The following is a 21,604-nucleotide window of genomic DNA, read 5'->3' as shown; positions in this document are numbered from 1 at the left end:
ACGCGCCCGGGTGCACCGCCCGCCTCGGCCGCAGCCTGGTGGAGCATTGACCTCCAGGGGCGGGCTCTGCCGCGCCGCGGGCGTCAGCGGTGGCCGGCGAGCCAGGCGCGGTGCGCGCCGAGCAGGACGTTCTGGGCGCGGCTGTGGTCCGAGGGCCCGAGCAGCACGGCCGGGGAGGTCGGCGATTCCCACAGCGCCCGCACCTCGACCTGGCGTCCGTCGCGCAGCTGCGCGATCGCGACCACCCGTCGGCTCGCGGGCGGGGGCGGCAGCAGCTGGTGGATCTCCTGCCAGCGCAGCGACTGCTCCGCGCCGGCGAACCCGCACCAGGTGAAGCCCTCCGGGTCGATCTGCAGGCGGGACCTGCGGGCGCCGCGGAGGAGGAGCAGTCCGGCGCCGATCCCCATCGCCGCCGGGATCAGGAACATCAGGAACCAGATCGTCTCCAGCACGATCGACAGGACGACCCCGGCGAGCAGCGCGGCCACGCCGATCAGGGCGACCATGGGGCCGACGACGAGGTTCACCTGAGCGCCGGCGCTGCGGATCACTGCCTGCACGAGGTTCTCCCTGCGGGTCGAGGACGACGGCTGCCCACCCTAGCGCGGGGCGACGAGCTCAGCGTGGTCACCCCTCTTCCTCGCCGTCGTGGCAGCACGGCGGGCCCCGGGGCGCGTCGATGGGGAGTACTCCCCATGGTCCGAGCGGTGCAGGGTGCCTAGTCTGAGCGGCGTCGCCGTGCCCGGCTCGGTCGACAGAAGCAGAGGGGCGGGGCGGGACCGGACACGGTCCCGTCGCACGACGAGGACTTCGGGGGAGAGATGATGGCGGGTTTCCAGGGCGGCGACACCGAGCAGATGCGGCAGCAGGGGACCGCCTTCGAGCAGGGATCGCGGACGGTCGACGAGATCACCGACGCGGCGACGAGGCTCATCGATTCCGTGCCGTGGATGGGACCGGACGCGATAGCGTTCCGCGCCCTGTGGCACGGTGTGATCGCGCCCGGCCTGCGCGCGAAGGCGGAAGACCTCCAGGGCCGCGGCGAGGAGATCCGCCGCCACGCCGAGGAGCAGGACGAGGCCTCCGCCGGGGACGGGGGCGGCCTTCTGGACGTCCTGCGCGACCTGTTCCCGATGCCCTTCCCGGGCCCGCTGATGCCGCTGCCCGCGCCGATCCCCGGGCTGCCCCTCACCCCGGGCGTCATCGACCACCTCCGCAAGGACCTCGAGGACTGGTTCACCGGCGGCGACGGCGATGGGCCGCAGGAGTTCTTCGGCGATCCAGGCTTCACCTCGCGCGGCGCGAAGTACGGGGACGACCGACCGATCGGCGAGCAGATCACCGGTGGCGACTCGCTGTGGGACGGGCGCGAGATCGACGAGAGCTACGGATTCCTCGACGGGTACGCGGGGTACGACTACAGCGCCGGCACCAACGTCACCACCGATCCGTACGGCAACGTGACCGGGACCGTCGGTGCGCGGGGCAGCGCCGAGATCGGCATCGACGACCGCCTCGACGGACCTCTCGGGACCGGGATCCAGGCCGGCGCCCGGGTAGGGGCGGAGGGCTACGCGGAGGCCGGAGGCACCGTCGGACCGGACGGCGTCGCCGCCGGAGCCCGCGCCGGGCTCGGCGCCTATTCCTCGCAGTACGCCACCGTCGACGGCCCGCTCGGCAATTCGGGGACCATCCGGCAGGACCTCTACGCCGGCGCGAACGCCAGCGCGAACGCGTACTCGCACGTCACGCGCAACGAAGACGGTCAGGTCAACGGCTTCAGCCAGGGCTTCGACGCCCGCGCCTTCGCCGGGGCGCAGGCGACCCAGACCTTCGAATCCACCTCGCCCGGCGGATGGTTCTCCGGCTCGACCTCCATCAGCGAGAAGGCCGGTTACGGGGTCGGGGCGGGCGCGGGGCAGACGATCTCCGCCGACGAGATCTCCGTCAGCGTCGCCGGTTCGCTCGCGGCCGAGCTCGGGCTCGGCGGCTCCACCACCGTGGCGGTCCATCCGAACCAGATCGTGAACACCTTCACCCCGGGCGACTACGACATCGACGACGCGATCGGCGACGCCTCCGGAGCGTTCCAGGGGGCCACGGACTACGTCTCCGACAAGTGGCCGTTCTGAGCGATACCGGCCTCTCCGCCGGCCACCTCGCGGTCGCTCGCGGCTCCGAGGCCCTGCAGTCAGCGGCGGCGGGTCAGCGTCGTCCCGGCGTCCGGCCCTGCTGAGGGCCCCGGGCCAGCGCCCACCACCGGGCATGCGAGGCGACGAGGTCGCTCGCCGCCTCCCTGTAGGCGCCGTCCGCGCTGTTGCCGCCCTCTCCCGAGGACATGGCCAGCGCGCCGATCACCTGCACCCTGCCGTCGCGGCGATGCAGCGCGACGGCGCGGGGACCCCGGCGCCCCGAGGGCACCTCGACGTGGGCGACCTCCGAGAACAGGACGACGCTCGGGGCCCCGAGCACCCCGTACCAGGTCACCCGGTCCGGTCCGACGAGCACGCGGCGCCGAGCCCCGACCAGCGCCATCACCGCCCCGGCGAGGCCGAACACCGGCAGGCCGAGCAGCATCCCGAGCAGGGCGGGGCTGCGCGTGAGGGACCAGCCGAGCACCGGCACCGCGCCGAAGAGCAGGACCGCGACCACGACGAGGGCCACGCCCATCCACAGGAACATCCGGTTGACCCCGGAACGGTACGTGCGGATCTGCATGGCCCTCGCTCCTCCCGCGTCCGGTCGTTCAGGCCTTGCTGCGCGGCTGCTTGACCGGCGGCTCGCCGAGCTCCACGTCGCGGGTGGTGATCTCCTCGCCCGCGCCGGCGACCAGCTCGAGCCTCTCGATCCGGCCGAGCGCCGTGAGGTCCGCAGCGGCGGCCTCGAGATGCGCGAGCGCCGCTGCGGGGGCCTCGACGGTCACGGCGAGGATCGGGGTCTTCTGGGAGACCTTCGCGTCGGACTTGATGCGGCGCACCACGATCGCGGCCTGGGCGACGGAGTCCACGAGCGCGGAGTCCTGGCCCTGGGCGGCCTCGCGCAGCGGCGCGGACTCCGGCCAGGGCTGGGTGTGCACGGAGCCGCCGCGCCACCACGACCAGACCTCCTCGGTCGCGAACACGATCACCGGCGCGAACAGGCGCAGCAGCACTTCGAGCGCGATCGCGAGCGCCGCTCGCGCCGAGGCGGCACCGGCCTCGCCGGCCGGGGCGTTGCCGTGGGCGCGCTCCTTGACCAGCTCGATGTAGTCGTCGCAGAACGCCCAGAAGAACGGCTCGACGGCCTCGAGGGCACGGGCGTAGTCCATGTCCTCGTTCGCGGCGGTGGCCTGGTCGACCACGTCCGCGAGCTGCGCGAGCAGCGCCCGGTCCAGCGGATCGGTGACCGCCGACGGATCCGCGGCGAGTCGGCCGGCCGGGTCCGCGGGAGCCTCGCCGAAGCCGAGCGCGAACTTCGAGGCGTTGAGGATCTTGATCGCGAGGCGTCGGCCGATCTTCATCTGCCCCTCGTCGAAGGCGGTGTCCACGCCCTGACGCGCACGGCCCGCCCAGTAGCGCACGCCGTCGGAGCCGTGCTGCTGCAGCAGGCCGATCGGGGTGACCACGTTGCCCTTGGACTTCGACATCTTCTTGCGGTCGGGGTCCAGGATCCAGCCGTTGATCGAGGCGTGCTTCCACGGCAGCGCGTCCTGCTGCAGGTGGGAGCGCACGACCGTGGAGAACAGCCAGGTGCGGATGATGTCGTGGCCCTGCGGGCGCAGGTCCATCGGGTAGACCTTCTCGAACAGCGCCGGGTCGGAGTTCCAGCCGCCCGCGAGCTGCGGGGACAGGGACGAGGTCGCCCAGGTGTCGAGGATGTCGGGGTCGGCGACGAAGCCGCCGGCCTGGCCCCGCTGCTCCTCGGTGAAGCCTGCCGGCACGTCGATCGTCGGATCGATCGGGAGCTCGTCGACGGACGGGGTGAGCACCGTGTCGTAGTCGGTCTCGCCGTCCTCGCCCACGCCGTACCAGACCGGGAAGGGCACGCCGTAGAAGCGCTGGCGGGAGATCAGCCAGTCGCCGGCCAGGCCCTCGACCCAGTTGCGGTAGCGGGACTCCATGTAGGCGGGGTGCCAGGTGAGCTCCTTGCCGCGCGCGATCAGCTCGTCGCGCAGCCCGCCCTCGGAGGAGTCGCGGCCGCCGTTGGTGAGGTACCACTGGCGGGAGGTGACGAACTCGAGCGGCTTGTCGCCGTTCTCGTAGAACTTCACCGGGTGGGAGATCTTCTTCGGCTCGCCGACGAGGTCGCCGGACTCGGTGACCATCTCGACCACGCGCTTCTGCGCGCTGAACACGGTCAGGCCCGCGAGCTCGGCGTAGGCGGCCTGGCCCTCGGCGGTGGAGATCCACGGCGCCTCGGGCAGGAAGCGGCCGTCGCGGCCGACGACGGAGCGGGTGGGCAGCTCCAGCTCGCGCCACCAGATCACGTCGGTGGAGTCGCCGAAGGTGCAGATCATCGCGATGCCGGCGCCCTTGTCCGCCTGGGCCAGCGGGTGCGCCTTCACGGGCACCTCCACGCCGAACAGGGGAGAGGTGACGGTGGTGCCGAACAGGTCCTGGTAGCGCTCGTCGTCGGGGTGGGCGACCAGGGCCACACAGGCAGGGAGCAGCTCGGGGCGCGTGGTCTCGATGAAGACCTTCTCGCCATCGGGGCGGGTGAAGCCGATGCGGTGGTAGGCGCCCTCGCGGTCGCGGTCCTCCTGCTCGGCCTGCGCGACGGCGGTGCGATAAGTGACGTCCCACATGGTGGGGGCCTCGGACTGGTACGCCTGGCCGGCCTCGAGGTTCTCGAGGAAGGCGCGCTGCGAGGTGGCGCGGGAGTGGGCGTCGATCGTCTGGTAGCTGTGGTTCCAGTCCACCGACAGGCCCAGGGTGCGGAAGACCTCCTCGAAGGACTTCTCGTCCATCGTGGTCAGCTTCTCGCACAGCTCGATGAAGTTTCGGCGGGAGATCGGGACCTGGTTCGCGGCCTTGGAGGACTTGTTCGAGCCGCCCTCCATCGGGGGCGTGAAGCCCGGGTCGTAGGGCAGCGAGGGATCGCAGCGCACCCCGTAGTAGTTCTGGGCGCGGCGCTCGGTGGGCAGGCCGTTGTCGTCCCAGCCCAGCGGGTAGAAGCAGTTCTTGCCGCGCATGCGCTGGTAGCGCACGATCATGTCGGCCTGCGAGTAGCCGAAGACGTGGCCGATGTGCAGGGAGCCGGACGCCGTGGGCGGCGGGGTGTCGACGCTGAACACCTGGTCACGGGTGGTGTCCTCGTCGAAGGCGTAGAGCTGCTGCTCGCTCCATACGCCGTCCCACTTCTCCTCGAGGCCCTCGAGGGAGGGGCGATCGGGGATCGAGGTCTGGGCGTCAGGGCGCGATGCGGTGTCGGTCATGGGGGTCATTGTTCCAGGTCTGCGCCCCCGTGCAACGCAGGCGTCAGCAGTGTGAGCGCTCTCGCGCATGCCCGGGACGGCGGCCGGTCGGAACCTGCTCGTCCGTCAGCACTCCCTCGACGGACGCCGTCACTCCGCTGCGCGGGCCTGGAGGAAAGACCCGGCGGCGATCACCGCGTTGACGACGGTGGCGACGACGGCGACGCACAGGAAGATCCAGTCCCCGGCGGTGGCCGTCGGCTGATCCACGATGGCGCCGTCAGTCGCGACGACCAACGTCTTCGTCGCGGCCCACAGGGCGCTCAGCAGCGAGAGCGAGGCGCAGAGTGCCCCATAGGCGCGCAGGACCCAGCGGGGCGCGAGCGGCGGCAGGCCGCGACCGGTCACGAGGCCGCGGAGGAAGCGTCCGAGCCCGGCCGGCTCGAGCAGCTCGAGCGGCACCGGCGGGTCGTCCCAAGGCGCCGCCGCTGTACCGTCCACCCCCGGATCCAGCACGGCGATCGCGTCGGACGGCAGATCGAGGAGGTCGACGAGTTCTGCGAGCGGGTCGCGATCCCGGGTGTCAGCACGCATCAGCGAGCGCAGGCGCGGACGATGCTCTGGCGCATCAGGGGCGAGCACGAGCAGCTCCTCGGCGAAGGCGTCGCGCACCGACAGCTCGGCGCTGACGATGTCGGTCCATCCGGTGCCCCAGGAGTGCGCGGCGTACAGGTTCTCTCCGCGGTGCAGCTCGAACCCGGCTGCGCCGTTCTCGCCGCGCCACAGCAGCAGCGCCCGCTTCTTCCGCGAGCGCAGCCCCTGTGCAGCGATGAAGCGCCCGACGGCATCCGCCAGCTGGGGGCCGAGATCAGGATTCTCGAGCATCAGCAGGCCGGACCAGCCATCCCCGAGGTCGGCCAGCGCGATGTCTCCCAGCCCGGTCGCGGCGATCTGACCGGTCAGGCGCGTCGCGGCGGGCGTGGTCCGGGAGAGCACGAGTGCGCGTACAGGATGCGGGGGCGAGGGCGCGGGGAGGCCGGTGAGCGTGGCGAGCCGGTCGACAAAGCTGTCCGGCTCCCTGCGCTGGGCGAGCAGCTCTCGCAGTGCCGACCGGATCTCGTCCGGTGCCCCGAGCGCGGCGGCGAGCTCACGCGCTGCCCCGTCCTCGTCGGCCAGACTCTCGCCGTCACCGACCTCGACGACGCCGTCGGCATCGTCGACGCACTTCTCGTCCTCGTCCACGGCCCACGACCAGGAGCGGGTCACCCCGTCACGCCGGACGCCGAGAGCGATCTCCACCTCGCCCGCTTCGTCCACCAGGATCGCGGTCCTGATCTCCTCGATGAGATCCGGATCCTCGAACCAGGCGACGGTCCAGCCCGTCGCGGATTCGGGGCCGACGGAGGCGTCGTCGTCGCCTTCGAGCAGGTCGAGCACCGTCGAGCGCGGGGCGAGGAGGTAGCTGAGCACGGCTCATCGTAGGGTCTCGCGGGATCGCTCGCGCCTACTTCGCCTCACGGCACCCGCGCGGTCCACTCCTCGGTGCCGAACTTGGTCTCCACCAGCTCGCCCGCCTTCGCGAGCTCGTCCTCGGTGTAGCTCGATTCGACGGTGTCGTAGCGGGCGCGGAAGAACTCGAGGAACCCGCCGATGATCTGCTCGCGCGCGAGACCCGTCTGGGAGCGCATCGGGTCCACGCGCTTGTTCGCGCTGCGGGTGCCCTTGTCGGAGAGCTTCTCGCGGCCGATCCGCAGCACCTCTCCCATCTTGTCCGCGTCGATGTCGTAGCTCATCGTCACGTGGTGCAGCAGCACGCCGCCGGCGAAGCGGCGCTGCGCGGCGCCGCCGATCTTGCCCTGCTCGGAGGCGATGTCGTTCAGCGGCACGTAGTGGGCCCTCACCCCGATCTCCGCGAGCGCGCCCATCACCCAGTCGTCGAGATACGCGTAGGCCTGCTCGAAGCTCAGCCCCTCCACCAGCGAGGTGGGCACCACGAGGGAATAGGTGATGCAGTTGCCCTGCTCCATGAACATCGCTCCGCCGCCGGTGATGCGGCGCACCACCCCGATGTCGTGCTTCGCGGCGCCCTCGGCGTCGATCTCGTTGCGCAGCGACTGGTAGGAGCCGATCACCACCAGCGAGGAGTCCCAGTCCCAGATCCTGAAGTGGGGGCGCCGCCGGCCGGCGATGACCTCCTTCGGCAGCACCTCGTCGAGCGCCACATGCATCACCGGGGGAAGGACGACGGGCGGGATCACGTCGAAGGTGAGATCGTCCCAGCTCGAGGCGTGCCCGAGTGCGCGCCGCACGGCGATCGCGACCGCCTCGGCGTCGAAGCCGATCATCTCCACCGGCTCGGGGAGGGCGGCGAGACGGTCGGTGATCGCGGCGCCGAGCTCGGCGGCCGTCGCATCGGTGGGCATGCCCTCGAGCGCTGCGTTCAACTCCTCGAGCGCGTCGTCGGGCTCGAGGAAGAAGTCGCCGAACACGTGCGCGGAGGCGATCCGGCCGTCCTGGGCGGTGACGTCGACGGCGACGAGCTTGCCGCCGCGGACCTTGTACTCGCCGTGCATCACCGGGGTCTCGCTCGAAGCATCCATGACCCCATCCTCGCGCATCCCGGCACGGCGCGGCGGGGCCGACGAGTCATGCCGGGCCGACCGGCCATGCGGAGCCGCCGTGCCGACGGGGCACGGGGCTGACGAGCACGGGCCGCGAGATCACGGGATCGTCAGCGAGCGCAGCGCCCGGTGGACCTCCCACACGAAGTCCGCGGTGGACTGGCTCTTGCGGGGCGCCACCGCGTAGGTCTCCTCCGGCCGATCCGCCGTCGCCTCGCGCGTCACCTTCGGGATCAAGTGGGTCCAGTCCCGCTCGCCGCCCACCCAGAGCCGGTAGGTGGTCCCGGTCTCGTCGCCGCGATGGAGCAGGCGCAGCCCCATCGTGGTCGCCGTCAGCGCCGGCTGGCGCCGGGCGGGCGCGAGATCGAAGCCGCGATCCCGCAGCAGCATCGGGTTCAGCACCGCCCACAGCAGCAGGCGCGCCCCCTCCACCTCCGGGGAGGCGGGGGCGCCGATCAGCTCCGGCGTCGCGGGCAGCGCGCCCTCGTCGGTGCGCCAGGCCGTGCGCCGGGCGAGGGTCTCCAGGCGCTCCGCGGCCTCGGCACTCTCCTCGTCGGTGCGCGGCAGGCCGATGCCCAGCGGCACCGGCTCGTGGCCGGCGCGCTGGAGGTGCACGGGAGTGCCCTGCTCGACCTCGCCGAACTCGAGGCCGGTGCGGTGCAGGCGCACCCCGGCCTGGAGGTGCGCGTCGGTCTGGCCGCGCCGGGTCGAGAAGTGCGGGCTGGTGCCCAGCAGGTCGCGGGAGGCGCGGTGCATGACGTCGAGGTGGCCGCGGAACTCCCGGGCGACCGACGCCTTGGTCAGCAGCCGCTTCGCCTCCACCGGGTACTGCACGATGGGCCGGCCCGAGTTCTCGCCGATCTCCCCGATCGTCTCCCACAGCGCCTGATGGCCGGGATCGGCCTTCGACATCCGCCGGGCGAGCGAGCGCCAGCTCGTGGCCTGCACCCGCTCGGGCAGCTGCTCCTCGCCGCCGACGAGGTCGTTGCGGCGCGAGACCGCCAGCAGCAGATGGTGCTCCGAGGTGCCGAGCGCGGCCAGGTGCTTCTCGAGCTGGGTGGTGCGCAGCAGCCCGTCCGTGCTCACCACGATGCCGAGGCGGGCGCCGTCGTCGGACTCGGGGGAGGTCGGGAGGATCTCGGCGACCAGGTCGGGGGAATGGCGGTGCAGGCGCGGCGCGGCGACGATGCTGCCGGTGGCGCGCTCGGTCCGGAGCACCGTGCGCAGGAACGCACGGCGGCTGCGCGGGGCCATCAGCACGAACTCGAGCATGTGGCGGAGGATCGCGTCGGCGCGCACGGGCCGCTCGGTGCGCTCGGCGCTCTCCGGGGCGTTGACCGTGCGCTCGACGGCGTAGGTGAGCATCTGTCCGACGGTGGCGTAGGAGCGGGCCATGGTCCTCCTTCTCTCGCGCCGTGCCCTGCCGCGGCGGGGACTGCCGGGCAGGACACGGGATCTCTCAGTATCCCCCGGGGACCAGTGTGCATCAGCGCAGGTCGCGGGGCGCGGTGTGTCCCCGCATGAACGAAGGGGCGCGCCCGGTGCGGCGTCGGCCGGGCCGGTCCGGGGAGGATGGCGCCGGCGAGCCCGCCGTCGTCAGCCCGGACGGTCCCCGGCGTTGATGCGCCGCACGAGGTCCTCGACGGCCGGCTCGGTGAGGGAGAGGTCCTGCACCTCGGCCTGGGCGCCGATCCGGGTCAGCAGCGCCGGCACGGTCAGCTCCGCCCCGGAGAATGCGATCCGGTGACGGATCCCCTCCGCCTCGATCGCGAGGGTCCGCGCCCCCTCGGGCAGCGCGAGCGCCTCGAGACGCGGCGCGGCGAGGTCGAGCACGAGCTCGCGCGGCGAGCCGAGCCGCTCCCGGAAGCCGGCGAGCGCGCCGTCGTAGGCGACCTGCCCGGAGGCGACCACCACGATCCGGTCGCACAGCCGCTCGACGTCGCCCATGTCGTGCGTGGTGAGGAACAGGGTAGTGCCGCGCTCGGCCCGGTCCTCGCGCAGGAAGCGACGCAGCCCCTCCTTGGAGACCATGTCCAGCCCGATCGTCGGCTCGTCGAGGACCACCAGCGCGGGGGAGTGGAGCAGCGCCGCGGCGACCTCCCCGCGCATCCGCTGCCCGAGCGACAGCTGACGCACCGGCCGGTCCAGGAATCCCGCCAGGTCCAGACCCTCCACGAGCCGGTCCAGGCGCGCGGCGAGAGCCCGATCGGTCAGGCGGTGCATCGCGCCGAGGATCCGGTAGCTGTCCCGCAGCGGCAGGTCCCACCACAGCTGCGAGCGCTGCCCGAACACCACCCCGATCTCGCGGGCGAGACGCCGACGCTCCGGCACCGGGTCGCGCCCCAGCACCCGCACGGAGCCCGCCGTGGGCTGCAGGATGCCGGTGATCATCTTGATGGTGGTGGACTTCCCGGCGCCGTTCGCGCCGACGAAGCCGACGGCCTCTCCGCGCTCGATGCGCAGCGAGATCTCGTCGACCGCCCGCACCCGCTGCCGCCGGCGCCGGCGGGAGCCCGGGGCGGCGGCGCGCACGACGTAGTCACGACGCAGCTGCGCAAGCTCGAGCGCGGGGGAGGACTCGACGTCGGGGCTGCGGGCGGCCGACGGGTCCGACGGGGTCGGGAGGGACGGGACGGGGTGAGAGGTCATCCACCTGCTCCTGTGTAGCGACGGACCCCCGCGCGCCAGAGGATCAGGGCGATGGTCCAGGCGAGGAGCGCCACGGGCAGGCCGACCCAGCCCGCCCAGGACGGGACCAGGGCGGGGCCGGGCAGACCCAGCAGCGCGAGGGCGGGGGCATAGGCGATCAGGGTCGCCGGGATCACGAAGGTGAAGAAGGCCCGCATCGGCAGGGCGAACACGGCGCCGGGGGTGGTGGCGACGTAGTTGCCGCCGTAGGTGAAGGCATTGGCGAACTCGCGCCCGTCCACCAGCCAGAACTGCAGCGCCCCGGCCATCGTGAACAGCGCTCCGAAGATGAGCGCCCCGGCGAACGGGGCCAGCACCGCGAGCAGCAGCAGCGCCGGGGTCGGGGAGAAGCCCGCGATGGCCAGCGCGGTAACATACATCCCGAGCCCCACCGCGATCCTCCCGATGCGTCGCAGCGAGAGGTCCAGGCTCGAGATCTGCAGCAGCAGCGGCACCGGGCGGATCAGCAGCGTCTCCAGGCGCCCGGAGCGGATCTGCGCCGAGAGCCCGTCGATCTCCCCGAAGAACAAGTCGCCGATCCCGAAGGCGAGGGCGCCGAGCCCGTAGACCACCGCGACCTGCGAGAGCGTCATCCCTCCGAGGACGCCGACCTGGGAGAGGACCACCCACAGCTCGAGGAACTCGGTGCCCACGATCAGCACCTGGCCGAGCACGTCGGCGAGGAAGCTGGTGCGGAACGTCGCCTGCGAGCGCAGGCGCGAGCCGTAGAGGGTCGCGATCATGCGCGCGGTCGAGACGGGGCGGTCCTGCGCCCCCGTTCGGCTCCCTTCACTCGCGGCGCCCGGCCTCTCCTGCTCAGCCACCCTGCACCTCCAGGCTCCGCGTGCCGGCGCGCAGCATCGCCCAGGCCGCGAGCGCCAGCACCGCCGCCCAGCCGATCTGCACGCCGATCAGTCCGAGCGCCTCCGCCGGCGGGACGCGGCCCGAGAGCGTGTCGATCGGGGTCTGGATCATCGAGGGGAACGGGGTCGCCCGAGCGATCGCCAGCAGCCAGTCCGGGAACCACACGATCGGGATGAGGAAGCCCGAGAGCAGGTTCATCGTCGCGTTGTAGACGACGGTCAGTCCGCGGGTCTCCACCAGCCAGAAGGCGGCGAGGTTCACCATCATGTCGGCGAGGAAGGCGACCGTGATCGCGAGCAGCAGCGAGAGGGCGCCGAGCAGGTAGGACAGCGGATGCTCGGGCAGGGCGAGCCCGGTCACCAGGGCGCCCACCACCAGCGGAGGGATGCCGCGGGCCAGCAGCAGGAACGCCGCGCGGCCGAGCTTCTGCGCGTAGTGGAGGCTGAGCAGATCCACGGGGCGCAGAAGGTCCACCGCGATGTCGCCCTGGTGGACCCGCTGGGACACCTCCCGGGTGCCGAAGGCCTCGATCGGGGCGAGCAGCGCCTGGCCCAGCCATACATAGGTCGCCGCCTGCAGCATCGTGTACCCGCCGAGCTCGCCGCCCGCCGTGCCGATCGCGGCGAACATGATCGAGGCGCGGATGAACCCGAAGATCGTGTTGGTGAAGATGCCCGCGGCGGTCGCCATCCGGTAGGTGGAGTACTGGCGGAAGGCGGCAGCGGCGATCCGTCCGTGAGCAGGCACTCGATCAACCTTAGTGCGCTGTGGAACGTGCCACAAGACAGAGGTGGGTGCTGCGCGGGCCTGCACCTCGGCCCCGTCGGCGCCCCCGGCGCTCGGACGGTCCTCCCTGCAGTGGAGCGCCCGCGGGCATCGGCCGTCTACGCTGTCCCGGTCCCCGTCCCTCCTCAGCGAACCGGACCCTCATGAACTCGAATCTCGACAGCGCTGTCGACTCCGCCGCGGAGGATCCCGCGGCGGCGCGCGGCGCCGCTGACTCCGCCGCGGGCACCCCCTCCGCGGCTCCTCGTCGCCCCCGCTTCGGCCTCCTGCCCCGGATCCTCGTCGCGATCGTGCTCGCGATCGGTCTGGGCCTGGTGATGCCCGAGTCGATCGCCCGCGTCTTCACCACCTTCAACGGGATCTTCTCCGGCTTCCTCGGCTTCCTCATCCCGCTGATCATCGTGGGCCTGGTGACCCCGGCGATCGCGGAGCTCGGCCGCGGCGCCGGGAAGATGCTCGCCGCCACCACCGGCATCGCTTATCTCTCCACGGTGCTGTGCGGGCTGTTCGCGCTCGGGATCTCCCTGGTGCTGCTGCCGCGGATGCTGGACGGCGCGAGCATCGGCACGCTCGAGAACCCCGAGGACTCGGCGATCGCGGCCTACTTCGACATCGAGATCCCGCCGGTGTTCGACGTGATGACGGCGCTGGTGCTCTCCTTCTGCCTCGGCATCGGGCTGACCCTCGTGAAGAAGGGCGCCCTGCAGGAGTCCTTCGAGCAGCTGCGCACGATCATCGTGCGGATCATCGAGGCGATCATCGTGCCGCTGCTGCCGCTGTACATCTTCGGCATGTTCCTGGGTCTGACCATGAACGGCCAGATCTGGACCGTCATCGGCACCTTCCTCGCCGTGATCCTGCTGGTCTTCGCGATGACCGTGGTGGTGCTGCTGGCCCAGTACGGCGTCGCAGGCCTCGCGATGGGGAGTAACCCGCTGCGGATGCTGGGCCGGATGCTCCCGGCCTACATGACGGCGCTGGGCACCAGCTCCTCGGCCGCGACCATCCCCGTCACCGTCGAGTGCACCAAGCGCAACGGCATCCCCGACGCGATCGCCGACTTCGTGATCCCGCTGGGCGCGACGATCCACCTCGCCGGCTCCACTCTGAAGATCACCACCTTCGCCGTCGCGATCATGATCGTCACCGGCATGGGGCTGAACGTCCCGGCGCTGCTGGGCTTCGTGTTCATGCTCGGCATCGTGATGATCGCCGCGCCCGGCGTGCCCGGCGGCGCGATCATGGCCGCCGCCAGCGTGCTCTCCTCGATCCTCGGCTTCGACGACGCGGCCGTGGGCCTGATGATCGCCGCCTACATCGCGATCGACTCCTTCGGCACCGCCACCAACGTTACCGGCGACGGTGCGATCGCCGCCGTCATGACCCGGCTCTCGAAGGGTCGGGTCGAGGGCGACCTCGCCGCGGGCCGGCACGAGCAGGTCCACGGGGTCTGAGGCCCCGCTCCTGTCGTCCGGGCGCGCGCTCCTGTCGTCCGGGCGTGTCCGCCCTCCCGTCGGCCGTCCCGGACGCCGACGGGACGGCCGTGCCCGCGCCGCCGGCGCCGACGTAGGCTCGGCACCATGACTGCTCACAGCCCTGCTGACGCCCCTCTGACCGCTGTCGTCACCGGCGCCTCCTCCGGCATCGGCCGTGCCACCGCCGCCCGCCTGGTCGCCGACGGCTGGCGGGTCCTGGCCGTCGCACGGCGCGAGGAGCGCCTGGCCGAGCTCGCCGCCGAGACCGGCTGCGAGGTCCTCGCCGTGGACGTCACCTCCGACGAGTCGGTCGCCGCGCTCGTCGCCCGCGTCGAAGAGCTCTTCGACGGGAGCCTGAACGCCGTCGTCCATGTCGCCGGCGGCGCCCTCGGCGTCGAGACGGCCGCCGAGGCCGACCTCGAGAAGTGGCAGCGGATGTACGACATCAACGTGCTCGGCGCCGTGCGCGTGACCCGCGCCCTGCTGCCCGCCGTGCGCCGCAGCGGCCGCGGCGACCTCCTCTTCCTCACCTCCGTCGCCGGCCATGAGGCCTACCCCGGCGGGTCCGGCTACAACGCCGCGAAGGCCGGGGAGCACATGCTCGCCGCCGCCCTCCGGCTCGAGCTGAACGGGGAGAAGGTGCGCGTCATCGAGGTCGCCCCCGGCATGGTCCGCACCGAGGAGTTCTCCCTCGTCCGCCTCGGCGACCAGGACGCGGCCGATGCCGTCTACGACGGGGTCGAGCAGCCCCTGACCGCGGAGGACTGCGCCGACGTCGTCTCCTACGCCCTGAACGCCCCGCACCACGTGAACCTCGACCTGGTCACCGTGCGCCCCCTCGCCCAGGCCGCGGCCCACCGGGTGGCCCGCCACCAGGGACTCTGATGTCCCACGGCGGCATGCCCGGCGGGGGCATGGGCGGCGGCATGGGAGGCGGCGGGGGCCGAGGCGGCGGCGACCTGAAGCTCGCCCCCGGGCAGAAGCCCGATGTGCGCCGGGTGCTGGGCCTGTTCCGCCCCTACCGCGGCACTCTCGCCGCCGTGCTCTCGCTGATCGTCCTCGCCGCGGCCGCCGGGGTGGTCTCCCCGTTCCTGATCCGTGAGATCGTCGACGTGGCCCTGCCCGAGCAGCGCGCCGACGTGCTCGCCTGGTCCGTGGGCGGGCTCATCGCCGTCACCGTCGTCGCGAGCGCCCTCGGCGTCACCCAGTCGATGCTCTCGGCCCGCGTGGGCCAGTCGGTGATGCACGACCTGCGCGTGGCGGTCTACTCCCACCTGCAGCGGATGGGGCTGGGATTCTTCACCCGCACCCGCACCGGCGAGATCCAGTCGCGGATCTTCTCCGACATCGGCTCGATGCAGTCCGTGGTCACCTCGGTGATGACCCAGATCGTCTCCTCCGGCGCCGGGGTCGCGATGGCGCTGGTCGCCATGATCGCGATGGACTGGCGGCTCACGCTGTTCTCGCTGATCGCCCTGCCCTTCGCGGTCTGGATGAACCGGCGCGTGGGCAGACGCCGCCGCACCATCGTCCGCACCCGGCAGGAGAAGGCCGCGGACCTCTCCGCCGGGATCCAGGAATCGCTGTCCGTCTCCGGGATCCTGCTCGGGGTGACGATGGGACGCGTCGAGACGCTCAGCAGCGCCTTCGCCGACGACTCCCGCGAGCTCGCCGACCTCGAGGTCCGCTCCCAGATGGCCGGCCGCTGGCAGATGGCCGTGTTCACGACGATCATGTCGCTCTTCCCGGCGCTGACCTACTTCCTGGGCGGGCACCTGCTGTTCGCCGACCCCGACGGCAGCGGCATCACCATCGGCACCCTCGTCGCCTTCATCGCCCTGCAGTCCTCCCTGTTCCCGCAGATCAACGGCCTGCTGCGGGTCGCGACCCAGGTCAACAGCTCCCTCGCCCTGTTCACGCGGGTCTTCGAGTACCTCGACGCCCCGATCCTCATCGCCGACGCCGACGGCGCGATCTCCCTGGACCCCGCCCGAGTGCGTGGCGAGATCCGCTTCGAGGACGTCACCTTCGCCTATCCCGGCGCCGAGGAGCCGGCGCTCGCGCACCTGGACCTCGTGGTCCCGGCCGGGAAGCACACGGCCCTCGTCGGCGCGACCGGATCGGGCAAGACCACCACCGGCTATCTCATGGCGAGGCTCTACGAGCCGACCGACGGCCGAATCATCCTGGACGGCCACGACCTGCGGGAGATCACGCTGTCCTCGCTCGCCGCGAGCATCGGCGTGGTCACCCAGGAGACCTACCTCCTGCACGCCACCATCGCCGAGAACCTGCGCTTCGCCCGCCCGGAGGCCTCCGACGAGGAGCTCGTCGCCGCCTGCCGCATCGCCCAGATCCATGACCACATCGTCGCCCTCCCGGACGGCTACGCGACGGTCGTGGGGGAGCGGGGCTACCGCTTCTCCGGCGGGGAGAAGCAGCGCCTCGCGCTCGCCCGCACGATCCTCCGCGACCCGCCGGTGCTGCTGCTGGACGAGGCGACCTCGGCCCTCGACGTCGCCACGGAGCGGGCGATGTCCGGAGCGCTCGACGCGGTCGCGCGCGGCCGCACCACCGTCTCGATCGCCCACCGCCTCTCCACCGTCCGCCACGCCGACCAGATCGTGGTGATGGAGCGGGGGAGGATCGTCGAGCGCGGCACCTACGAGGAGCTGCTCGCGCGCGGCGGCGTGTTCGCGGAACTCGCCCGGCAGGACGCCCGGGAGGATCAGCAGGACGCCCGCCGCGACGAGCCGAGCCCGGGACCGGCCGGTCCCGACCCAGGCGCCCGCTGATCGCGGACGCCTGGGAGGAGGCACCATGACCGTTGCGGGCGCGCCTACGACCAAAGGTGGAGGCGGGAGTCCTCCCTGCGCGGGATGTGCGCGCCGTGCGGACCGGGGGAGGATCGTCCCGTCAGGCGGCGCAACGGGCGCTGCGCCCGCACCAGGGCACGGCACGGACCAGGGAAGAGGACCATCGCATGACCACGATGCTCCCGGAGGACGCGATGGCGCGGCACGGCGCTGCGACGGGCCGGAATGCTGCGACGGGCCGGGGCTCTGCGACGGGCACGGGAGGCAAGCCCGCCTCGGGACGCCCGGTGGTGTTCGTGACCATGCTGGCGCTCGCCGCCCTCGGCGTGCTCATGCTGCTCGTGGTCGGGCCCGTGCTGCCGATGCCGCTGGCGGTGCTCGGCGCCGCGGCGCTCATGGGCGTCGTCGGCCTCGCCTGGTGGGTGGCCGGCCCGCGCCTGTGAGGCAGCGGGCGGTCGCGTCGTCTCAGACGTCGATCTCGATCTCACCCTCGCCGCGCGAGACGCAGGTGATCATCTGGCTGTCCTGCTCGTCGTCCATGAGGAACTCGTCCATGTGCTCGACCTGTCCGGAGACCAGCGGCACCACGCAGGTGCCGCACACCCCGCCCTCGCAGGAGTAGTCCATCGGGACGCCGGCGTCGAGCAGAGCCTGGAGGAGGGACTGGCCCTCCTCGACCTCGACCGTGATCCCCGACTTCAGGCACTTGGCGGTGAAGGGCTCTCCGAACAGCGACATCCTCGCTCCTTCTGCGTCGACCGCGCCGAGCGGCGCGCGGTTCCGTGGAAGGACCAGTGTTCCACGACTGTCACCGTCCGCGGAGGTGACTCACGCCTCCTCGGCGGTAGTGGATGCGGCGGCGGCATCGGTGCCGTCGGCGTCCTCCTCGTCCTGCGAGCGCGTCGTCTGGATCGCGGCCGCGGCCGCGACCGGGGCGGAGACCACCACGCGCGGCGGCACGGCGGCCGCGGAGGCTGCGGTCGAGGGGCTCAGCGCGAGCGCGGACGGGCCGAAGGTCAGCACCAGCAGCGCCGCCGCCGAGAGGGTCGATGCGCCCAAGCGCGATCGTCGGTGAGGGATGTCGTCGTCCATGTCGTCTCCTTCGTCCACGGCGTCCCCGGTGGGGCCGCCGTGATCATGAGACCCCGCCCACCTGGCAGGCGGCTGGGGATCCCGACCGCATGTGCTGGGACCCGGGAGCTGCGGAGCCCCGCGAGCCGCAGAGGCCCGCGGACCCGGTGCGGCTGTTCCTCGCGTCTCTTCCCCCGGGGCGGTCGTGACCGCGCGGGCGAGCCCGCGTACACTGCACGGCATCGGCATCGACCCGGCCATCACCGGAGAGCCGCGGGAAGAACAGCACGAGCACGGTCCGCGAGGACAGGCGCCGCGCCCAGTAGAACCCGCCGGGACCAGCCCGTCACAGCTGAGGAACGAGGGGAGGCCCCCGCGTCGGCAGCGCCGGCGCGCGCGGCGTCAACCGAGGTGGTACCGCGCCGCCGGCCCGCGCCGGAAGCGTCCTCGGGCAGCAGTCCGCCCGCCCGCCGCCCCTGTTCCGCCTCGGAGGTTGTCCCATGGTCTACCCGGTCTCCGGAGACCCGCTCGTCCCCTCGCCGCACCTGCCCGCGCTCGAGAACGCGATCCAGGAGTTCTGGCGCACCGACGACACCTTCCGCGCCTCCATCGCCCAGCGCGAGGGCGCCGAGGAGTTCGTCTTCTACGACGGCCCGCCCTTCGCCAACGGCCTGCCCCACTACGGCCACCTGCTCACGGGCTTCGTCAAGGACGTCGTGCCGCGCTTCCGCACCATGGACGGGCTGAAGGTCGACCGCCGCTTCGGCTGGGACACCCACGGCCTGCCCGCCGAGCTGGAGGCGATGCGGGAGCTCGGGATGACCGAGAAGTCCGAGATCGAGGACATGGGCCTGCAGGCCTTCAACAACGCTGCCCGCGCCTCTGTGCTGAAGTACACGAAGGAGTGGGAGGAGTACGTCACCCGCCAGGCCCGCTGGGTCGACTTCGAGAACGACTACAAGACCCTCGACGTCACCTTCATGGAGTCGGTGCTGTGGGCGTTCAAGACCCTGCACGACAAGGGCCGCGCCTACGAGGGCTATTACGTCCTCCCGTACTGCTGGAAGGACCAGACGCCGCTGTCCGCCCACGAGCTGCGGATGGACGACGACGTCTACCAGGAGCGCCAGGACCAGACCGTCACCGTCACCTTCCCCTTCACCGGCGAGAAGGCCGAGCAGCTGGGCCTGGCGGGCGTGAAGGCGCTCGCCTGGACGACCACGCCCTGGACCCTGCCCACCAACTTCTCCCTCGCCGTCGGCCCTGAGCTCGAGTACGCGGTGCTGCCGGCCGGCCCGCTCGGCGCCGCCGACGGCGCCGCCGCGGGCGAGGGCCGCTACCTGCTGGCCGCCGCGCTCGTCGGCGCGCACGCCAAGGAGCTCGGCTACGAGAGCGCCGAGGACGCCGTCGCCGCGATCGAGGAGCGCCGCTTCGCGGGCGCCGAGCTCGAGCACATGACCTATCAGCCGCTGTGGACGGTCTACTCCGAGGACCGCGCCAAGTGGGGCACCGAGAACGCCTGGATCGTCACCGTCGCCGACTACGTCTCCACCGACGACGGCACCGGCGTGGTCCATCAGGCCACCGCCTACGGCGAGGTTGACCAGCAGGTCAGCGCCGCCTACGGCATCCCCGTCATCGTCTCCGTCGACGAGGGCGCGCAGTTCCACGACTACTTCCGCGGCACCGAGCTCGACGAGATCGCCGGTCTGCAGGTGTTCGAGGCGAACCGCCCGGTCATCCGCAATCTCCAGCGCGAGGGCCGCCTGTTGCGCGAGACCAGCTACGTGCACTCCTACCCGCACTGCTGGCGCTGCCGGAACCCGCTGATCTACAAGGCCGTCTCCTCCTGGTACGTGAAGGTCGCCGACCAGCGCGAGCGGATGCTCGAGCTGAACGAGCAGATCGACTGGGTGCCCGGCAACGTCAAGCACGGCCAGTTCGGCAGGTGGCTCGAGGGCGCCCGCGACTGGGCCGTCTCCCGCAACCGCTACTGGGGCACGCCGATCCCGGTGTGGAAGAGCGACGACCCCGACCACCCGCGCGTCGAGGTCTACGGCTCCCTCGCCGAGATCGAGGAGGCCTTCGGCACCCTCCCGCGCGACGAGCACGGCGAGGTCAACCTCCACCGCCCCTACATCGACGAGCTCACCCGCCCGAACCCCGACGACCCCACGGGCCGCTCCACCATGCGCCGCGTCACCGACGTGTTCGACGTCTGGTTCGACTCCGGCTCCATGCCCTTCGCGCAGGTGCACTACCCCTTCGAGAACCACGACTGGTTCGAGGGCCACAACCCCGCGGACTTCATCGTGGAGTACATCGGGCAGACCCGCGGCTGGTTCTACGTCATGCACGTGCTGGCCACCGCGCTGTTCGACCGGCCCGCCTTCACCTCCGTCATCTGCCACGGCATCGTGCTCGGCGAGGACGGGCAGAAGATGTCCAAGTCGCTGCGGAACTACCCCGACGTGCGCGAGATGTTCGACAAGTACGGCGCCGACGCGATGCGCTGGTTCCTCATGTCCTCGCCGATCCTGCGCGGCGGCAACCTGGTCGTGGACGAGCCGAAGATCCGCGACGCCACGCGCCAGGTCGTGCTGCCGCTGTGGAATGTCTGGTACTTCCTGGCGCTGTACGCCAACGCGGCGGGGGAGAAGGACGCCTCCGGCCGGCCGACGGGGCACCGCGGCGCCGCCCGGTACGAGTCCACCGACGTGATGGACCGCTACCTCCTCTCCCGCACCGGCGACCTGGTGCGCGGGGTGCGGGCCTCCTTCCGCGAGCTCGCGATCGCCGACGCCGCCGAGCAGATCCAGGACCACCTGGACATGCTCACCAACTGGTACGTGCGCCGATCCCGCGACCGCTTCTGGGAGGGCGATGCGCAGGCCATCGACGTGCTGGCCACCTGCCTGGAGACCCTGCTGCAGGTCGCCGCGCCGCTGCTGCCGATGGTCACCGAGGAGATCTGGAAGGAGCTCACCGGCGGCCGCTCCGTGCACCTGACCGACTGGCCCGACGACTCCCTCTTCCCCCGGGACGAGCAGCTCGTCGCCCAGATGGACGACGTGCGCGCGATCGCCAGCGCCGGCAACGCGCTGCGCAAGAAGGAGGGCCTGCGCGCCCGCCTTCCGCTCGCCGAGCTGACCGTCGTCCACCACGACCCCGCCTCGCTCGAGCCGTTCACGGCGATCATCGCCGACGAGCTGAACGTGAAGCACGTGCGCCTGCTGGACGTCACCAGCGAGGAGGCGCAGGGCATGGGTGTGGAGCAGAAGCTCACCGTCAATGCCCGCGCCGCCGGGCCGCGGCTGGGCAAGCAGATGCAGGGCGCGATCAAGGGCTCCAAGACCGGGGACTGGTCCGTGGCCGAGGACGGCACCGTCACCTCCGGCGGGATCGCGCTCGAGGAGGGGGAGTACTCGCTCGACCTCGTCGCCGGAGAGAGTGCGGCCCTCGAGGGCCGGACCGTCGGCGTGCTGCGCGGCGGCGACTTCCTCGCCCTCGACATCCGCCTCACCGACGAGCTCGAGGCGGAGGGCACCGCCCGCGACGTGGTCCGCGCGATCCAGTCCGCGCGCCGTGAGGCGGGACTGGACATCTCCGACCGGATCCGCCTGACCGTGGACGGCGACGAGCCCGTCGTCGCCGCGGTCGCCGCCCACCGTGAGCTGGTCGCGGGGGAGGTCCTCGCGCTCGAGCTCGAGGTCCCCGCGCGGCCCGCCGAGGTCGCGCACGAGGCGAGCGAGAAGGTCACCGGCGGCACCGTCACCGTCTCGGTGCAGCGGGCCTGAGGCGGGACGGGGCGGCGCGAGGCGCGCCGCCCCGTCGGCCCTCCCACGCCGTCCCGGCAGCCCGCCCGCGCCGTCCCGGCAGCTCGCCCGAGCT

17 protein-coding genes are annotated in these 21,604 nt (G+C 72.1%); 6 read left to right on the top strand and 11 right to left on the bottom strand.

Annotation, left to right across the window (positions count from 1 at the left end; all coding sequences use genetic code 11):
• Window positions 1-83 precede the first annotated feature (83 nt).
• Window positions 84-560 (bottom strand): hypothetical protein, encoded by a 477-nt coding sequence (locus DS079_RS02080; protein WP_126984619.1) that lies wholly within the window; start codon window positions 558-560, stop codon window positions 84-86.
• 264 nt (window positions 561-824) lie between these two features.
• Here DS079_RS02080 and DS079_RS02075 point away from each other — a divergent pair, with 264 nt between their 5' ends.
• Window positions 825-2,132 carry a hypothetical protein gene (locus tag DS079_RS02075; RefSeq protein ID WP_126984618.1) on the top strand — a complete coding sequence of 436 codons (1,308 nt, stop codon included), beginning with the start codon at window positions 825-827 and terminating at the stop codon, window positions 2,130-2,132.
• A 73-nt stretch (window positions 2,133-2,205) separates the two neighbouring features.
• Here DS079_RS02075 and DS079_RS02070 read toward each other — a convergent pair whose 3' ends face one another.
• The 8 genes from DS079_RS02070 to DS079_RS02035 form a co-directional block, all read right to left on the bottom strand.
• Window positions 2,206-2,718 carry a hypothetical protein gene (locus DS079_RS02070; RefSeq protein ID WP_010551303.1) on the bottom strand — a complete coding sequence of 171 codons (513 nt, stop codon included), beginning with the start codon at window positions 2,716-2,718 and terminating at the stop codon, window positions 2,206-2,208.
• A 28-nt stretch (window positions 2,719-2,746) separates the two neighbouring features.
• Window positions 2,747-5,413, bottom strand: coding sequence for a valine--tRNA ligase (valS, locus tag DS079_RS02065; RefSeq protein WP_126984617.1), 2,667 nt, complete (start codon window positions 5,411-5,413; stop codon window positions 2,747-2,749).
• Window positions 5,414-5,542: 129 nt separating this feature from the next.
• Entirely contained in the window at window positions 5,543-6,862 is a 1,320-nt protein-coding gene (locus DS079_RS17000) for a hypothetical protein (RefSeq protein ID WP_164736069.1), read from the bottom strand.
• A 44-nt stretch (window positions 6,863-6,906) separates the two neighbouring features.
• Window positions 6,907-7,965 (bottom strand): lipoate-protein ligase LplAB, encoded by a 1,059-nt coding sequence (locus DS079_RS02055; protein WP_164736096.1) that lies wholly within the window; start codon window positions 7,963-7,965, stop codon window positions 6,907-6,909.
• A gap of 147 nt (window positions 7,966-8,112) precedes the next feature.
• Window positions 8,113-9,408 (bottom strand): hypothetical protein, encoded by a 1,296-nt coding sequence (locus tag DS079_RS02050; RefSeq protein WP_126984615.1) that lies wholly within the window; start codon window positions 9,406-9,408, stop codon window positions 8,113-8,115.
• A gap of 201 nt (window positions 9,409-9,609) precedes the next feature.
• Window positions 9,610-10,662 carry an ABC transporter ATP-binding protein gene (locus tag DS079_RS02045; RefSeq protein ID WP_126984614.1) on the bottom strand — a complete coding sequence of 351 codons (1,053 nt, stop codon included), beginning with the start codon at window positions 10,660-10,662 and terminating at the stop codon, window positions 9,610-9,612.
• The gene (locus DS079_RS02040) at window positions 10,659-11,444 is read right to left on the bottom strand and encodes an ABC transporter permease (RefSeq protein WP_126984613.1); all 786 of its coding nucleotides are present in this window, start codon (window positions 11,442-11,444) and stop codon (window positions 10,659-10,661) included. The genes DS079_RS02045 and DS079_RS02040 overlap by 4 nt, the downstream gene beginning before the upstream one ends.
• Before the next feature lie 73 nt (window positions 11,445-11,517).
• Complete coding sequence (locus DS079_RS02035) at window positions 11,518-12,312, bottom strand: ABC transporter permease (RefSeq protein WP_010551310.1); 795 nt, start codon at window positions 12,310-12,312, stop codon at window positions 11,518-11,520.
• A 182-nt stretch (window positions 12,313-12,494) separates the two neighbouring features.
• Here DS079_RS02035 and DS079_RS02030 point away from each other — a divergent pair, with 182 nt between their 5' ends.
• The 4 genes from DS079_RS02030 (at window position 12,495) to DS079_RS02015 (ending at window position 17,085) form a co-directional block, all read left to right on the top strand.
• Window positions 12,495-13,805: a dicarboxylate/amino acid:cation symporter gene (locus tag DS079_RS02030; protein WP_126984612.1), complete on the top strand. Its 1,311-nt coding sequence runs from the start codon at window positions 12,495-12,497 to the stop codon at window positions 13,803-13,805.
• Between the two features lie 126 nt (window positions 13,806-13,931).
• On the top strand, window positions 13,932-14,711 hold the full coding sequence (locus DS079_RS02025) for an SDR family oxidoreductase (RefSeq protein WP_126984611.1): 780 nt from the start codon (window positions 13,932-13,934) through the stop codon (window positions 14,709-14,711).
• The gene (locus tag DS079_RS02020) at window positions 14,711-16,621 is read left to right on the top strand and encodes an ABC transporter ATP-binding protein (RefSeq protein ID WP_241237512.1); all 1,911 of its coding nucleotides are present in this window, start codon (window positions 14,711-14,713) and stop codon (window positions 16,619-16,621) included. The genes DS079_RS02025 and DS079_RS02020 overlap by 1 nt, the downstream gene beginning before the upstream one ends.
• 188 nt (window positions 16,622-16,809) lie before the next feature.
• The gene (locus DS079_RS02015; RefSeq protein WP_126984610.1) at window positions 16,810-17,085 is read left to right on the top strand and encodes a hypothetical protein; all 276 of its coding nucleotides are present in this window, start codon (window positions 16,810-16,812) and stop codon (window positions 17,083-17,085) included.
• Between the two features lie 22 nt (window positions 17,086-17,107).
• On the opposite strand, the gene DS079_RS02010 is transcribed toward DS079_RS02015, so the two are convergent.
• A complete protein-coding gene (locus DS079_RS02010) occupies window positions 17,108-17,380 on the bottom strand; it encodes a 2Fe-2S iron-sulfur cluster-binding protein (RefSeq protein ID WP_010551319.1) in 273 nt (90 codons plus the stop codon).
• Window positions 17,381-17,470: 90 nt separating this feature from the next.
• A complete protein-coding gene (locus DS079_RS02005) occupies window positions 17,471-17,734 on the bottom strand; it encodes a hypothetical protein (protein WP_126984609.1) in 264 nt (87 codons plus the stop codon).
• A gap of 479 nt (window positions 17,735-18,213) precedes the next feature.
• Between DS079_RS02005 and ileS the strand changes: the two genes are divergently transcribed.
• Window positions 18,214-21,510, top strand: a complete 3,297-nt coding sequence (gene ileS / locus DS079_RS02000) for an isoleucine--tRNA ligase (protein ID WP_126984608.1) — start codon at window positions 18,214-18,216, stop codon at window positions 21,508-21,510.
• Window positions 21,511-21,604: the final 94 nt, after the last annotated feature.

The organism is Brachybacterium paraconglomeratum, from assembly GCF_003994255.1.
Lineage (GTDB): Bacteria > Actinomycetota > Actinomycetes > Actinomycetales > Dermabacteraceae > Brachybacterium > Brachybacterium conglomeratum.
Note: the sequence above shows the minus strand (reverse complement) of the source record. Positions and strands in the feature narration are given on the sequence as shown.